This is a genomic window from Nocardioides dilutus, from assembly GCF_054779555.1.
The window spans coordinates 1,104,140-1,119,618 of record NZ_BAAGYA010000003.1; the positions used below are offsets into that span (position 1 = coordinate 1,104,140).

At 70.6% G+C, this 15,479-nt stretch carries 10 protein-coding genes; 4 read left to right on the forward strand and 6 right to left on the reverse strand.

Going from position 1 to position 15,479, the window contains the following annotated elements:
• Positions 1-18 precede the first annotated feature (18 nt).
• The 4 genes from ACYVC6_RS20985 to ACYVC6_RS21000 are packed head-to-tail and all read right to left on the reverse strand — an operon-like array spanning position 19 to position 7,738.
• Entirely contained in the window at positions 19-150 is a 132-nt protein-coding gene (locus tag ACYVC6_RS20985) for a hypothetical protein (protein WP_292670970.1), read from the reverse strand.
• Positions 151-1,905, reverse strand: a complete 1,755-nt coding sequence (locus ACYVC6_RS20990) for a hypothetical protein (protein WP_460716442.1) — start codon at positions 1,903-1,905, stop codon at positions 151-153.
• Positions 1,902-3,689, reverse strand: coding sequence for a hypothetical protein (locus tag ACYVC6_RS20995; protein ID WP_460716443.1), 1,788 nt, complete (start codon positions 3,687-3,689; stop codon positions 1,902-1,904). Before ACYVC6_RS20995 ends, ACYVC6_RS20990 begins: the two co-directional genes overlap by 4 nt.
• Positions 3,686-7,738 carry an alpha-(1->3)-arabinofuranosyltransferase domain-containing protein gene (locus tag ACYVC6_RS21000; RefSeq protein ID WP_460716444.1) on the reverse strand — a complete coding sequence of 1,351 codons (4,053 nt, stop codon included), beginning with the start codon at positions 7,736-7,738 and terminating at the stop codon, positions 3,686-3,688. The genes ACYVC6_RS20995 and ACYVC6_RS21000 overlap by 4 nt, the downstream gene beginning before the upstream one ends.
• An 82-nt stretch (positions 7,739-7,820) precedes the next feature.
• Here ACYVC6_RS21000 and ACYVC6_RS21005 point away from each other — a divergent pair, with 82 nt between their 5' ends.
• A complete protein-coding gene (locus ACYVC6_RS21005) occupies positions 7,821-9,104 on the forward strand; it encodes a lipopolysaccharide biosynthesis protein (RefSeq protein WP_460716445.1) in 1,284 nt (427 codons plus the stop codon).
• Here ACYVC6_RS21005 and polA read toward each other — a convergent pair.
• Positions 9,061-11,754, reverse strand: coding sequence for a DNA polymerase I (gene polA / locus ACYVC6_RS21010; protein ID WP_460716446.1), 2,694 nt, complete (start codon positions 11,752-11,754; stop codon positions 9,061-9,063). The genes ACYVC6_RS21005 and polA overlap by 44 nt on opposite strands.
• A 60-nt stretch (positions 11,755-11,814) precedes the next feature.
• Here polA and ACYVC6_RS21015 point away from each other — a divergent pair, with 60 nt between their 5' ends.
• A complete protein-coding gene (locus tag ACYVC6_RS21015; protein WP_460716447.1) occupies positions 11,815-12,228 on the forward strand; it encodes a hotdog fold thioesterase in 414 nt (137 codons plus the stop codon).
• Here ACYVC6_RS21015 and ACYVC6_RS21020 read toward each other — a convergent pair.
• Positions 12,225-12,794 carry a GNAT family N-acetyltransferase gene (locus ACYVC6_RS21020; RefSeq protein ID WP_460716448.1) on the reverse strand — a complete coding sequence of 190 codons (570 nt, stop codon included), beginning with the start codon at positions 12,792-12,794 and terminating at the stop codon, positions 12,225-12,227. The two genes, ACYVC6_RS21015 and ACYVC6_RS21020, sit on opposite strands and share 4 nt — an antisense overlap.
• Positions 12,795-12,890: 96 nt before the next feature.
• Between ACYVC6_RS21020 and ACYVC6_RS21025 the strand changes: the two genes are divergently transcribed.
• Entirely contained in the window at positions 12,891-13,637 is a 747-nt protein-coding gene (locus ACYVC6_RS21025; protein WP_460716449.1) for a DUF554 domain-containing protein, read from the forward strand.
• Positions 13,638-13,805: 168 nt separating this feature from the next.
• Positions 13,806-15,176: an ABC transporter substrate-binding protein gene (locus ACYVC6_RS21030; RefSeq protein WP_460716450.1), complete on the forward strand. Its 1,371-nt coding sequence runs from the start codon at positions 13,806-13,808 to the stop codon at positions 15,174-15,176.
• The last annotated feature ends 303 nt before the right edge of the window (positions 15,177-15,479 follow it).

A 15,479-nucleotide genomic window follows, 5' to 3' on the forward strand; every position in this document is an offset into this window, starting at 1 on the left:
CGGGCCGACCGGCCCGGATCAGTTGTCGGCGTAGGTGTAGAGGCTGTTCTGGGCGACACCCTCGGGGTCGCCGTTGTAGGCCGACACACCACCGATGATGGAGAACAACGCCAGCACTCCGCCGACCGCGCCAGCAATCGCCTCGTTCATCTAAGTACCCCTCCCAGAGTCAACAGCGGGCTCACCATACACCTGACGGCGGCGGATGCACCCCACCGCGACGAGGCAGGCAAGACCAGCCATGACGTCGGCCGCGATGATCGCCGCGCGGCGACTCCTCCCAGCCGGCTCGGTGAACTCCGGGTCGGAGATCGCGACGACCGTGAGCAGAGGGCCGTCGTGCAGCACCTCTCCGGCGGGCACCTCGCCGGCCGCCACGCCGTTGCCCTTCTCGACCAACACCCGCGCGACACCCTGCTGGGAGAGCGCGGCGGCCGGGGCGTCCTCGGCGAGCGCGTCGGTGATCGCGGCGAGCCGCGGATCCTCGTTGCTCAGGACGTCGTCGTCCGCGTCGCCACCGAGGAGGATGCGGTCGTCGATCAGGACCTCCCCGGAGAAGAAGCGGGGCGCCGGGTCGAGCTGCGCGCGCGAGTCGTTCCAGTCGAAACCGCGGTAGGTCCCGCGCCAAGGGAGCACGATCGTCGCCCCGCCGCGCCTCGACACGTCCTGGTCCACCACGGACTTCACGCGGAACCACTCCAGTGGATACGTCACGGGTCGCAGGTCGCCACCCAGCCCCCAGGCCATCGAGGGCAGGCACAGCGCGGGAAGGAGAGCCAGGAGGACAGCGACCGCGCGCAACGCCTCGCGTCCGCGGCGGCCCGCATGCCATAGCGCGTCGGCGGCGAGGGCGACACCGGGGAGCAGGACCAGCACCGCCGGTCCCAGGAAGCGGTGCCCGTCCCGCAGCGCCGACAGGGCTCCCACCTGCTGCGCGCCCGAGTCGAAGGCATCCGTCAGGCCGGGTGCCGCCGGCAGGAGCGTCATGGCGACGGCCACCACCGCGAGCCCGGTCAGCCCGTGGCGGGTGGCCCGCTCGTCCGCGTCGAGGTCACGCCTGGTCCGCCACAGTGCGACCAGGGCAACCACCGTGGTCAGGCAGGAGAGCAGCACGACGACCGCGACGGTCCGCTCCCCCGGCACGACCGAGGACTTCCAGATACCCCCCAGTGACGCGATGCTTGCCAGCAGCCCGGCTCCGGACTCCGCCCGCGCGGCGAAGGCCTCGAACTGACCGTCCGGCGAGACGATCCGGTCACCGTTGAGCAGGGAAGGCACCAGCCACGGGAGGTTGACCAGCACCGCAAGCCCGGTCGTCACCAGCACCCTCCGCGCGCGGCGCCCAGCGGCGACGACGCACAACGACGTGAGGGCGCCGGCGAGGGCCGACGCGGGCGACCACAACGCGGTGAACGCCAGCCACAGCGTGAGCGTCGGGAACCCGCCCCGGGTGCCGTCCCGCACCCGGACGGCGGCGAGCACCACGTACGGCAGGGCCGCGTAGCCGACGACCGAGCCCCACTGGCCGATGCTCAGCCGCTCGAGGACCCAGGGGTTCCACATCATCAGCACGATGGCGGCGACGCGACCGACCGGGGAGTGCTCGCGGACGAGACGGCCTGCTCCGGTGCCGCCCAGCACCAAGGCAGCGAGCAAGATCGCCTTCTGGAACAGGTCGCCGGGCACCACCATGGTCACCAGGGAGAGCACCGCGTCTCCGGGGACGAAGCGCGGCGCCGAGCCGTCGAGCGCGAGCCAGGCATCCTTCCACGGTTGATGCGGCACAAAGACCATGTCCCCCCGCAACACGAACCCACGCCTGAGGACCACGGGCCCGAGCACGAGGAAGGCCACCAGTGCCGCGAGCGCCAGGTCGAAGCCGAGGTCGCGGCGGCCGCGGCTCATTGGACGACCGGGAAGCCGGCAGCGAGCTCGCTGACACAGATCGTCCCGGGCCCGTCGACCCGGAGATGGAGACCAGTCAGGTCTTCACCCGAGAACGGCAGCGGCACGAACATGACGTTGGGGCCAGGCCGCGCCAAGAACACAGAGACATGGTCGCGCCCGGTCACCTCGACGGTCGTCTCGGTGTCGGTGAAGTAGCCGAGGCGCACCACGAGGCGTCCCGAGATGCCTACCCGCAGCGGGATCCACTTGCGGACCGAGCTGACCGGGTAGCCACACCCGGGCACGGGTCCGTTGTCGGCGGGGATGGCACCGAAGAGATCCACCAGGTGCAGTCGCCCGCCGCTGTCGACGACCTTGAGGCGTGCCGAGGGCTGGTCGAAGGCCGGCGACTCCGGAAGCGGGGCGAGGATCCGGGACAGCGCGGACTCATCCCCGAACAGCGGGAGCACCAGCTCGGGCGGCGCAAGCTCGTCGACGATCACGCTGTTGGGATCGGCCGCGAGGTCGGCACGCAGCTGAGTGAGGTACGCCCGGTCCTCGCGGTTCTGGAAGTGCGGCACCAACACGTTGCTGCCGAGGATCGAGAGCACCAGGTAGCCGGCTGTTCCCGCGACCAGCCCGAAGGTTCGGATCCTCGGCGATGACACCGTCGTGACCCGACGCATCCGCAGCAGCGGGGGGCTGTCCCTCAGCGCCAGCGCCACGGCCAGCACCGCCACGTGCACGATGTCGGCGGTGTAGCGCGGGTCGAGTGCGATGACCCGGCCGAAGCCGCCGCGCCCGGCGAGCAGCATCAACAGGTCACCGACGATGTAGAGGAAGAGGAACACCAGCGCCCACGGCGCGGCCTTGCCACCTCGACGGACGAGCAGCACCGCGAGCCCCACAGCCAGAACCCAGGACGCGACCGTCACCCAGCCCGGCGGCGCGACGGCTCCGCCGTTGACCTCGGCGAACCAGGGACCGCCCATGAGGCCGGGGACGGTGTTCTCACCGAGGTAGGTGACCGCGATCTTGAGGCTCTCGGGCAGCGTGTTCCCGCCGCCCTCGACCGCGGTGATCCGTGTGTGTGCGTAGAGGTACGCCGCCAGGCCGACGGTGTAGGTCAGCCACAGCCCCGGGTAGGCACGCAGGGCCGCCCACAGCCGGCGGACCGGACCGCCGTCGTCCTCGAGCAGCGCCGCCACGCCGAGCATCACCGGAGCGATGAGGACCGCCCGCTCGTGCCAGGTCAGCCCCGCGACCGTGGCCAACAGGCAGACCGTGAGGTTGACCCAACGCCGGCCCGCGCCCTGGTGAGCACGCAGCAGGAACAGCACTGCGAGCAACGAGAAGAAGAGGTGCGGCCACAGGCACATGGCCGCGACCCACCACAGGGTCGTGGCCAGCGTCATCGGGGACCAGGCGAGCACCGCAAGAAGTGGCACGCGAACCCAGCGGCCGGGCAGGATCCGGGTCAGGACGTGCCACATCACGACGCAGGTCAGCGTCTGCAGCGCGAGGATGAACATCGCCGTCGGTGGCCAGTCCAGTGGCGCCCAGCGCGCAGCGACCCAGTAGGCCAGCTGCTGGGCGGGGGTGACGTGGCCGATCCACGGCTCCATCAGGTAGTCCCAGGTGAGCGGCCGGTCCCGGCCCAGCGAGGTGAGGACGAAGTCGTCCTGGTTGAAGTACGAGTCGCGGAGCAGGACGCCGCGCCAGACTGCCATGACGCCGATGACGCCGAGGGCGGCGACGGCCTGACGCCCCGCCCACACCCGACGCGCGGGAAGCTCGGTCATGTCCCGGCCGCCTCCCGGCCGGTGGCAACGGAGCTGAGGACCAGGCCCAGAGCCAGACCGACACCTGCGGCCGCCAGCCCGTCAGCCAGACCGCCGAACCCGGAGAGGATGTCGACGACGTCGATGACCGACGACGCGATGACGAGAACCCCGGCAGCGAGGGCCGCCGCGGACGTCGGCCCGAGTCGCCAACCCCGGCGCCGGGGGTAGGTCCAGCGCACCGCGAGCAGGCCGAGCACCAGTGCCCCCGCGACCACCGGGCCCGTAACGGCGAGCACGAGGAGCCAGCCGAGTGCCAGCGCAGCTCTCGAGGGTTCGGAGCTGTTGAGCTGCCAAGCCAGCTCGCGCCGGCGGCCCGGGCTCCAGGCGAGGCGCAGGGTGAGCAACAGCCCCAGGAGGAGGACGGAGCCGCTGACCACCAGGCCGAGCACCAGGATCACCGTGTATGCCCCCTGCGGCTGGAAGACCATCTCCAGCTCGCCACCCTCACCCTCCGGCACCTGCCAGCCCTGCTGCCAGCCGTCGACCCGGATCGGTTCGAGCATCCGGCCATCCAGCTTGGCCACCCAGCCGCGGTTGAAGTTCTCAGGGAAGGAGACGACTGACGCCGACCCGGCTCCCAGCGTCGCCGTGCGTCTGTCGTCGCCCCACGCACCCACCTCCAGCGAGCGCGAAGCACTCTCCCCCTCCGGTGCGTCGGACTCGACACCCCCGAGCTCGATGACTGTGAACTGTGCACTGGGCTGGGCGACCAGGCGGTGCTCGCCGGCAGGCAGCTCGACCAAGCCGTCGTCCTGCCCGCAGCTCTCGACGCGCAACGGCGTTCCGTTGACGACGTCGGCCATCGTGCCGGTCACCTTTGTGAGGACCCGACGTCCGTCGATGAGGATGTTGGGGCCGAACCCGCACGTGGCGCCCGTGACGGCGTCGGCGACGAACGGCCGGGCGATCGTGGTGCCGCCGAGATAGACCTCAGGGACGACGACTCGGTTGGCGCCCTCCGGACGCACCATCTCGATGGAGAGGGACTTGCGCGTGATGGGGGGTGACAGCGTGTTGAGACCGCCCGTCAGACCGACGACCTCCTCGCGCTTCCCGGCCCGGACGATCGCCGTCGTGGGCGCTTCGAGGGAGTCGGACGCGTCGAGGAAGACGCTGTCGATCGTCCGCGCCCGGTCCCACTCGAACAGGAGCGTCGGGTTGCGGTCCTGCGGATCCGACACCCAGGCCGTCGTGGCCTGACCGTCGTAGGCGAACCGCCCGGCGACTTTGGGGTCCGAACCGTAGACGGAGGTCACACCGACCTGCTGGTCGTCGAGCGGCTCCAGCAGGCGCGCTGCCTCCGGTGTGGCCCGGGGCAGGACCCAACCGCGCAGGACCACCGTCTCGTCGGCCTCGGTGGTGAACGTTCGGTCCATCCCCTCGGCTTCCTCGGCCGTCCGGATCCTGCTGACGTCGCAGTCGGGCACGCCAAGGGTGTCGTTGCACGCACGGCGTTCAGGAATGGTGCCGAACCACCATGACGCGCCGGCACCGACCTGGCCGGGCACCAGGAAGGTCCGCGTGGGCTTCAGGTCGTCCACCGTCACCTCGCGCAGGGAGACGGAGGACTGCGCGTTGGCGCTCGCGATGCGGTCGATGCGAACCGTGACCGCATGCACCGGTCGACCGTCGAACCTGACCTGGGACGGTGCCCCGGATGGGCTGGTGTCGACCGTCCGGACCTGCGACCCGGCGACGACCGACAGCCTCCGGATCGGCGTGATGTTGTCGTCGTCGACCATGGGGAGGACCGTCACCTCGCGCACAGAGCGGGGCTCGTCGAACTCCAGCCGCAGCCACTGGTCCCGGGCGTCGAAGCGCGAGCTGATCCACCGAGTCTGCGGATCGCCGTCGACGGCGGCATACGGGCCGTACTGCGGCGACACCCCCCCGAAGTTGTCGGCGTAGCCCAGGGACGAGGACGCCGTCAGGGCGCGCAGGCCGTCGTAGCGGGCCACTACCTGAGCATCACCAGGTCCAGCCGGGAAGTCGTGCGCCGACCGCTCGGTGCGCCAGTCCTCTTCGGCGCCGAGCAGGCTCGAGACCGAGTCGTCGGTGGCGCCGAAGGTGCGCTCGCGCCGCTGGTCGTCGTCGGTGACGATGTCAGCCTTCGCCTGCCAGCCGGTCTCGCCCTCGAGAACGGTGGCGCGGTCGGCCGCGACGAGGCCGGCGTCCTGGAGCGCAAGCACGCTCTCCGGGGCTCCGCGCACCGTGAGCACCTCGTCGACCGGCGTCGTCCGCAGCCGCGGCAGGGAGTCGGGGACCTCCAGCACCTCCACCGCTGGGCCGCCGTCCGCCTGCTCGCCGAACTCGGCGACCTGGACGAGACCGGCCTTGGCCGCCGAGACCGCGGCACCGCCGGGGTGAGGTGAGCCAGTGAGCCGGCGATTCAGGTCGCGGCGGATGACGACGTGCCCGACGCCGGCCCGGGCGAGCTGCTCGGTGAGCGCGGGGGTTGCCCGCCCAGTGGTCGCCAGGAGGTCGAGGGCGTTGAGGAACCTGATGGACTCGCCGGGGATCAGCGGCACCTGCGACCGCGCCGCGTACTCGACGCCACCCAGGATCAGAAGCGGCTCATCGAGGGTCCACCCCCAGTCCTGCATGGCGAAGCCCGACCCCGGGAGGACCAGAGCCGCTCGCCCGTCGTCGTGTGCCTCGAGATATGCCTTGGCCTCCTGCCATGGCGGGGACAGCACCTCCCAGCCAGGTGTCCGGGCCGCATTGTGCAGGAACGGCTGCCCGAGCGAGACGAGGAGGAGGCCCGGCAGGAGGAGAGCGGCGGTCTGTAGCCGGGCCGTGGTGGGGCGAATGCGGACAACGAGCCGGACGACCTCCGCAGCCGCGACCGCGAACCCGATCGCGAGCGGCAGCCGCACCACGGGGTCGATCTTGTGCACGTTGCGGAAGATCGCGAGGGGGCCGTCCAGCAGGTCGCGGACGGTGCCGCCCAGCGGCGTACCGGCCCAGCCGCCGTGGGCCACAGTGAGTGCCATCAGACCGAACGCCATGGCCAGGACGAGCGGCGCACGGACGGGGTGCCGCCAGCGCGTGAGACCGACGAGGGCGATGGCCGCGACCAACGCCGCGGCCACGACCAGGTGGGGCTCAGCCACCAAGGAGTAGCCGGCCGGCCACCACGGGCGGTCGCCGGTGATGAGGTAGGCCACCCAGTGCGAGTGGCCACGCACCGCCTCAGACCAGCCGACCCGCGCGGTGGTGTTGCTCGCGCTCTCCACGTACTCGTAGAACGGAGGGGCATACCGGGAGAGCACCAGGAGCGGCAGCACCCACCACAGGGACGCCGCGGTGGTGGCGCCGGCCCAGGCGAGCACGAACCGTCCCGAGGCCAACCCACGACGCCACCCCCACAGCACGGTGACCAGGACCAACGGCAGGCTGCCGAGGTTCTCGACGGCGTTGACGCCGCCCATGCAGACGACCGCGGCGCCACTGAGGAGGACGGCGGGCAAGGTGGCCAGCCGTCCCCCGAGAGCGAGCAGCACCGGCAGCAACGCCCACGGCAGCACAGCGCCGGGCAGGGCTTCCCCGGTGAGCACGGGGATGGTGGTGAGCAGCCGCGGCGACATGCCGTAGGCCAGCCCAGCGAGGATCGCGGCGCCCGGCGACAGCGCAAGTGCCAGCCCGACCCGACGCGCGCCTTCGATGGCGATGATGAGGACCAGGGCCGACCACAGTCGCTGCGTCACCCAGTCGGCGACCCCGACCGCATCCGCGAGCGCGAACCACGATCCTTGGGGAAACAGGTAGCCATAGGCCTGGTTCTGGAACTCTCCGAAGTTGGACTCGGGATGCCAGAGGGAAAAGCCGTCACGGAGGAACTCCAGCGGGCGCTGGGTGAGCTCGGCTCGGGTGTCGTAGGTCGTTCTGCCCGGCTGCTGAATGAGAGAGACGAAGGTGAAGAACAGGTACAGACCCGCGGCGGTCGCGCCGCTCGGCGTCAATCGCGGTCCGTCGCGCACGGAAGGGAGCGACGCCTCGGTGGTCATGGCCGTGACAGCGTAGACGGATCGCATAGCGGCTCGGTCCGCCGGTTCCAGGGCGTCACCGTCGCTGTGCGAGGATCGCGCGGTGACCGAGCCGGGCCTGCGTTCGCGTCTGCTCGACCGTTCGTTCCTACGGAGCAGCGCGGTGATCGCGGTCGCCATCGCCGTCATGAACGTGACGACGTACGCCTACACGATCATCGCCGCCCACACCATCGGCAAGGACGCCTACGGCGCCTTCTCCGCGCTGATGGGTGCCCTGCTGGTGATCAGCGTGCTGTCCCTCGGGCTACAGGCGACCGGCGCGCGGCGGATCGCCGCCCACCCGGGGCAGGTCGTGGCGATCGAGCAGATCGTCCTCGGGGTAGGCCTGCGTAGTGCCCTCGGGCTGGGGGCCCTGTGCCTCGTCCTGGCCCCGTTGCTCAACCACGTGCTCCGCCTCGACAGCCTGCCCACGGCCCTCCTGGTCTGCGTGGCGGCGGTCCCGCTGACCTACATGGGCGCCCAGGCCGGCGTGCTCCAGGGCGAACGCCGCTGGGAGCCGCTGGCCCTCGTCTACCTCTCGGCCGGGGTCGGCCGGATCGGCATGGGGACCGGGTTCGTCCTGGTCAGCCCCGGAGAGTTCTCGGCGATGCTGGGCGTCGCCCTGGGCTGCTGGGTCCCGGTCGTCGTGGGCTGGGTCGCGTTGCGGCGACCACGAACGGCGCACCTCCATGCAGAAGGACACCCCGGCATCGACCTGATGAAGGAGGTCGGCACCAGCAGCCAGGCGCTGCTCGCCTTCTTCGCGCTGTCCAACGCCGACATCCTGGTCGCCCGGGCGGTCATGTCGGACTCCGAGGCAGGGCTCTACGCCAGCGGTCTCATCATGGTGAAGGCAATCCTCTTCTTCCCCCAGTTCGTCGTGGTGATGGCGTTCCCGTCGATGTCCAAGCAGGGCGCGTCGCGCAAGACTCTCGCGATGGCCCTTTCGGTCTCCGCGGCCCTCGGGTCCTGCGGCGTGCTCGCGACCCTGCTGCTCTCCGACCTCGCCCTGCTGTTCGTGGGTGGTGACGAGTTCGCCGCCATCAAGGACGACCTCTGGAAGTTCGCGATCGTCGGAACGCTGCTGGCCATGCTCCAGCTGCTCGTCTACTCCGCGCTCGCCCGCCGACAGGGCCGGGCGGTCGTGCTCATCTGGACCGCGCTCGCGGTGCTGGTCGGCTTCGCGCTCTCGATGTCGATGGCGACTTCGCTGGTCCTCATCGTGTCGGCCGTCGACGGAGTGCTGTTCCTGGCGTTGTTCGCACTGGCAGCCACTCAGCCGTCAGCTCGCGCCGAGGCTGCTAGTGGGCAGCCTGGTGCCAGCTCGAGCCCGTCCCCACACTGACGTCCAGCGGCACCAGCAGGTTTGCGGCCGATCCCATCTGGGCGCGCACCAGGGCGTCGAGTGCGTCCCGCTCCCCCGGCGCCACCTCGAAGACCAGCTCGTCGTGGACCTGGAGCAGCATCCGGGAGGCCAGACCGGCTTCTCTGATGGCGCGGTCGACGTTGAGCATGGCGATCTTGATGAGGTCGGCGGCCGACCCCTGGATGGGCGCGTTGAGCGCCATCCGCTCGGCCATCTCGCGACGCTGCCGATTGTCGCTCGTGAGGTCGGGAAGGTAGCGGCGGCGACCCATGATCGTCTCGGTGTAGCCGGTGCGCCGGGCCTGGTCGACGATGCCGGCGAGGTAGTCGCGGATGCCGCCGAAGGTCTCGAAGTATTCGTCCATCAGCCCGCGGGCCTCGCTGGGCTCGATGCCGAGCTGGCCCCCCAGACCGAAGGCCGAGAGGCCGTAGGCGAGCCCGTAGTTCATCGCCTTGATCTTGGCGCGCATCTCGACGGTGACCTCGTCTGCGGGGACGTTGAAAACCCGGGCCGCGGTGATGGAGTGGAAGTCGCGCCCCGACTTGAAGGCCTCGATCAGCAGCTCGTCCTGGGACAGGTGCGCCATGATCCGCATCTCGATCTGGCTGTAGTCGGCGGTCAGCAACGACTCGTAGCCCGCACCCACCACGAACCCCTCGCGGATGCGCCGGCCCTCCTCGGTGCGGATCGGGATGTTCTGCAGGTTGGGGTCGGTGCTGGAGAGCCTGCCGGTCGCGGCGATCAGCTGGTTGAACGTGGTGCGGATCCGCCCGTCCGGCGAGACCGTCTTGAGCAGCCCCTCGATCGTCTGACGTAGCCGGGACACGTCACGGTGCCGCAGCAGGTGGAGCAGGAAGGGGTGCTCGGTCTTGACGTAGAGCTGCTGCAGCGCGTCGGCGTCGGTCGTGTAGCCGGTCTTCGTGCGCTTGGTCTTGGGCATCCCGAGCTCGTCGAAGAGCACGACCTGCAGCTGCTTGGGCGAGCCGAGGTTGATCTCCTTGCCGATGACGGCGTAGGCCTCCTCGGCGGCGAGCTTGACCTGGCCGGCGAACTCGGCCTCGAGGGACTGGAGGTGGTCGACGTCGACCGCGATCCCGGTCTGCTCCATCCGGGCCAGCAGGTCGATGAGCGGCAGCTCGATCTCGGTGAGCAGGCGGGTCCCGCCGCGCTCCTCGAGCTCGTCGTCCAGCGCCGCGGCGAGGTCGAGGACCGCCCGGGCGTGGAGCATCTCGGTCTCGCCCACCGCGCCGCCCTCCCCCAGGGTGGCGTCGCCCATGTCGAGGCTGAGCTGGCCGTCGTCGGCCGGCCCCTGCCTGAGCTCACACTTGAGGTAGCGCACGGTGAGGTCGGCAAGGTCGTAGGAGCGCTGGTCGGGCCGGGCGAGATAGGCCGACAAGGCGGTGTCGCGCTCCAGGCCGGCCAGCGGCATCCCGCGCGCGGCCAGCGCCAGCATCGGCCCCTTGGCGTCGTGCATGACCTTGGGCCTGGCCGGGTCGGCGAGCCACGCGGCGAGGGCCGCTTCGTCGGCCGGGTCGAGCCGGTCGGTGCTCACGTATGCCGCGCCGGCCTCGGTCGCGAACGCCAGCGCGGTGATGTCACCGGTGCCGGCCCGCCAGTGCCCGAGGGGGTGCAGGCCGACCCGCTCGCCCGCGCTGGCGTGCTCCGCGAGCCAGCCCGCCACCTCGCCGGTGTCGAGGACCTGCATGCTCACGTCGAACCCGGACTCGACGACCGCATCCTCCTCCGTGGGGATCGCCTCGAGCAGTCGGGTGCGCAGGACCTGGAACTCCAGTCCGTCGAACAGCGTGTGCACCGCCTGCCGGTCCCACGAGGTCCACGCCAGGTCCTGGGGTGCGGCATCGAGCTCGAGGTCGCAGACCAGGGCGTTGAGGTGCCGGTTGCGGATCACGTCGCCGAGGTGCTCGCGCAGCGCCTCGCCCTTCTTGCCGGGGATCTCGTCTGCGTGGGCGATCACGTTGTCCAGTCCGTCGTACTGGTTGATCCACTTGGCGGCGAACCCTTGGCCGACGCCCGGCACGCCGGGCAGGTTGTCGGACGTCTCGCCCACCAGCGCGGCGAGCTCGGGATAGCGGGCGGGCGGCACGCCGTAGCGCTCCTCGACCGCCGCCGGAGTCATCCGCTTCATCTCCGAGACCCCGCGCATCGGGTAGATCACCGTGGTGTCGTCGTCGACGAGCTGGAAGGAGTCGCGGTCTCCCGAGCAGATCAGCGTCTCGAAGCCGAGGGCCTTGGCCTGGGTGGCGAGGGTGCCGATGATGTCGTCGGCCTCGAAGCCCTCCTTCTTGAGGAAGGGGATCCGCATCGCGGTCAGCACCTCCTCGATCAGCGGGAGCTGGCTGCTGAACTCGGTCGGCGTCTTGTTGCGGCCGGCCTTGTAGTCGGCGTACTCGTCCATCCGGAAGGTCTTGCGGGACACGTCGAAGGCCACCGCGATGTGGGTGGGCTGCTCGTCACGGAGCACGTTGATGAGCATCGAGGTGAACCCGAACACCGCGTTGGTGTGCTGGCCGGTGGTGGTCGAGAAGTTGTCGACCGGCAGCGCGAAGAACGCACGGTAGGCCAGCGAGTGGCCGTCGAGCAGGAGCAGTCTGGGTCGCGCGTCAGGCACTTCCTCACCCTACGGCCGACCACCGACAAGGTCATGGGGGCGGTCCGGTTTGATGGGCACATGGACGACCTCGTGGAGCAGATGCGCAGCAACATGGGTGGGCTCAACGAACGCCTGGGCGTCGAGCTGCTCGAGATCACGGCCGAACGGGTGGTCGGCACGATGCCTGTCGAGGGCAACACCCAGCCCGTCGGCCTGCTGCACGGCGGGGCGTCGGTCGCCCTGGCGGAGACGCTCGGGTCGCTGGGCTCGACCATGCACGGCTACCCGGACCGGATTCCAGTGGGCGTCGACATCAACGCCACCCACCACCGCGCTGCCCGTTCGGGCGTGGTCACGGGCGTGGCCACGCCGCTCCACCTCGGCCGCACCATGGCGACCTACGAGGTCGTGATCTCCGACGAGGAGGGCCGCCGGGTGTGCACCTCGCGGATCACCTGTGCGCTGGTCGCGAAGGACCGGTTCGGGGGCTAGCTCTTCTGGTGGCGCCGCAGCGAACGCCGGGCGGCGAGCACCTGGCCGACCGGGCGGGTGCTGCTGGGCCGGAGCTTGCCTGGCAGCTGGGCCGTGAGCTTGCTGCGCACGGTCGGCGTCCCCGCCACGCGCACCACCGCCTGCTGGCCCAGGCCGAGCCGGGCCATGAACCGGTTGGCCTGCCGGGAGTCGTGTGCCACCGCCGTGAGCACGTGCCCGATGCCCAGCTCCTCGGCATACGTGACCGCTGCCTCCATCAGGACGTGGCCGACGCCGCGCCGGCGAAAGCCCGGAGCCACGAACACCGCCAGCGCGTGCACCGCAGGCTCGAGGTTGAGCGGGCTCAGCGTCGTGACGCACATGAGCACCGCGCCCGCGGGCTCACCGTCGTAGTCCGCGATGACCAACCGCTGCTCGGCGGAGTCCTCGGAGCTCTTGATGATCAGCTCCAGGTCGGCGACCTGGTCCTGGGGGTCGGCCCGGCGCAGGCTGTGCTGCCAGAGGTCGGCGAGGAACACGGTGTCCTCGAGCGTGGCCCGGCGAAGCGACACGGGCGTGCGACTCATACGTAGCCTCTTCCTTCGCCGACGGACTGCAGGCTGACACTACGCTCACCCAGTCGTCGTCGTCATGACCCCGTCTGGAGCATCGGTGCAGCAGCTGTGATCCCCGGCCTGGCCACCCTCGTCAACGTCGCGACCGTGCTCGCCGGGGCGGTCCTCGGGGTCGCCCTGGGCAACCGGCTCCCCACGCGCACCCGGGACGTCGTGACCGATGCGCTGGGCCTGGTGACGCTGCTGATCGCCGCGACGTCGGCGGTCGCGGTCCTGTCGCCCGAGCTGAGCGACGTGGTCGGCGACAGCGCTCCGATGCTGATCGTCCTCGGGGCCCTGCTGGTCGGGGGGATCGCGGGCTCACTGCTGCGGCTGGAGTCGCGCATCGAGGGTCTCGGGGGCCGGCTGCAGCGGCGCCTCTCGGGCGACACCGGGTCTGCGGAGCGCGCCCGCTTCGTGGAGGGCTTCGTGGTGTCGTCGCTGGTCTTCTGCAGCGGCCCCCTGACGATCCTCGGCTCGCTCAACGATGGTCTGGGCAACGGCCCCGACCAGCTCCTGCTCAAGGCGACCCTCGACGGTTTCGCGGCGATCGCCTTCGCGGCGTCGTTCGGCTGGGGGGTCGCCGCCAGCGCCGTGACGATCGTCGCCGTCCAGGGCAGCCTCACGCTCGCCGGCGTGGCCCTGGGCGACGTCCTGCCCGGGGCGCACCTGGCGGCCATCACCGCGGTCGGCGGTCTGCTCCTCGTGGGCGTCGCGCTCCGGCTGCTCCGGATCCGGGAGATCCCGGTGGCCGATCTCCTGCCCGCGCTGGCCGTGGCCCCGCTCCTCGTCGAGGTAGCCCGGCTGACCCAGTGAGACCACAGGTCCCTGGCCCTTGTGGCTCATTGACGTAACGGTTCGCTAACGAGAGGGTGCCGGTTAGCGCTGCCGCTTCCTGGCACACCTACGGTGGCCCTGCTGTGCCCGGGCTCGGGGAGACGGGCTGCGGTGAAGTGCCCACAACGAGAAAGAAGGGTTCACCACGTGAATCGATCAACGACCGCATCCTGGGTCAAGCTGATGGCCGGCACCGCCGCGCTCACGCTCGCCCTCGCCGCGTGTGGCGACGACGGGGGGGACGAGCCCGAGGCTGAGGCGTCCGACACTCCCTCTGAGACCACGTCCGAGTCCGCGTCCTCCGAGCCCCCGGCCGAGCCGGCGTTCACCAACGACACCTGTGCCGCCGGTGCGACCAGCGCCGACAGCTTCAAGGTGGCCGGCATCCTGCCGCTGACCGGCAACCTCGCCTTCCTCGGCCCGCCCGAGGTCGCCGGCGTGGGTCTGGCGGTCTCCGACATCAACGCCGCCGGCGGCGTCAACGGCGTCAACGCGTGCCACGACATCCAGGACTCCGGTGACTCCACCGACCTGTCCATCTCGACGGCCTCGGCCAAGAAGATCGTCCAGGGCAAGCCCTCGGTCGTCGTCGGTGCCGCGTCCTCCAGCGTCTCGCTGAACGTGGTGGACACCTTCGCCGACAACAAGATCACCGAGGTCTCCCCGGCCAACACCGCGGTCGACCTGAGCGGCTACTCGCCGTTCTACTTCCGCACCGCGCCGCCGGACGGCGTGCAGGGCTCCGCGCTCGGCACCCTGATCTCCGGTGACGGCTACTCCAAGATCGGGTTCCTGGTGTTCAACGACACCTACGGCACCGGTCTGCGTGACGCGGTCCAGGCGACCGTCGAGGGCTCCGGTGGCTCGTGTGTCTACGGCTGCAAGGGCGACGGCGACGAGTTCCCGGCCGGTCAGACCACGTTCTCCGCCGAGGTCCAGGCCGTCACCGCGGCCGGTCCCGACGCGATCGTGGTCCTGGCCTTCGACGAGACCAAGTCGATCGTCCCCGAGCTGGCGGCGTCCGGCTTCGACATGTCGAAGACCTACTTCACGGACGGCAACACCGCCGACTACTCCGCCGACTTCGAGCCTGGCACGCTCGAGGGTGCCCAGGGCACCATCCCGGGTGCCGACCCCGAGCAGGGCTTCAAGGACAGCCTCTCGGGCTGGCACGAGTTCGCCCAGGGTGAGGCACTGAAGGACTACGCCTACGGCGCCGAGTCCTACGACGCCACGATCCTGGCCGCGCTCGCGGCGATCAAGGGCGGCTCCAACGAGTCGACCGCGGTGCAGGAGAACTTCGCGGCCGTCTCGGGTGCCACCGGCGGCGAAGAGTGCGCCACCTTCGCCGACTGCGTGGCACTGCTCGAGTCCGGCAGCGAGATTCGCTACACCGGCCCGTCCGGCATCGGCCCGATCGACGAGGAGAACGACCCGTCCTCGGCGTTCGTCGGTGTCTACCAGTTCAACGCCGAGAACAAGAACGAGCTGACCACGACCGTCGAGGGCGTCAAGTGACCCCTCGCTGATCACAGCTCAGCGCAGCACGCGAAGGGCCCCGGGCTTCGGCTCGGGGCCCTTCGTCATGCCCGAGGCACGCACCGCTCAGCACGCGTGCTGTGCAGCACGAGGTACCGCCGAGTCGGCGGTACTGCCGTTCTCCGCGCGAAGCGCCCCACATGGCAGTAGCGCCGACTCGGCGCTGGAGGCGCAACTCTCGTTGCGTCTTCAAAGCAAGTAGTGCGTCCAGCGCCGAGTCGGCGCTACTGACCCGTTGTGGGCTGCGCCGGGGAGGTCAGTACCGCCGACTCGGCGGTACCT

Coding starts and splice junctions, on each gene's coding strand:
- ACYVC6_RS21000 (WP_460716444.1), bottom strand. CDS start 7,738: ATGACCACCGAGGCGTCGCTCCCTTCCGTGCGCGACGGACCGCGATTG.
- ACYVC6_RS20990 (WP_460716442.1), bottom strand. CDS start 1,905: ATGAGCCGCGGCCGCCGCGACCTCGGCTTCGACCTGGCGCTCGCGGCA.
- ACYVC6_RS20995 (WP_460716443.1), bottom strand. CDS start 3,689: ATGACCGAGCTTCCCGCGCGTCGGGTGTGGGCGGGGCGTCAGGCCGTC.
- ACYVC6_RS21015 (WP_460716447.1), top strand. CDS start 11,815: ATGGACGACCTCGTGGAGCAGATGCGCAGCAACATGGGTGGGCTCAAC.
- ACYVC6_RS21020 (WP_460716448.1), bottom strand. CDS start 12,794: ATGAGTCGCACGCCCGTGTCGCTTCGCCGGGCCACGCTCGAGGACACC.
- ACYVC6_RS20985 (WP_292670970.1), bottom strand. CDS start 150: ATGAACGAGGCGATTGCTGGCGCGGTCGGCGGAGTGCTGGCGTTGTTC.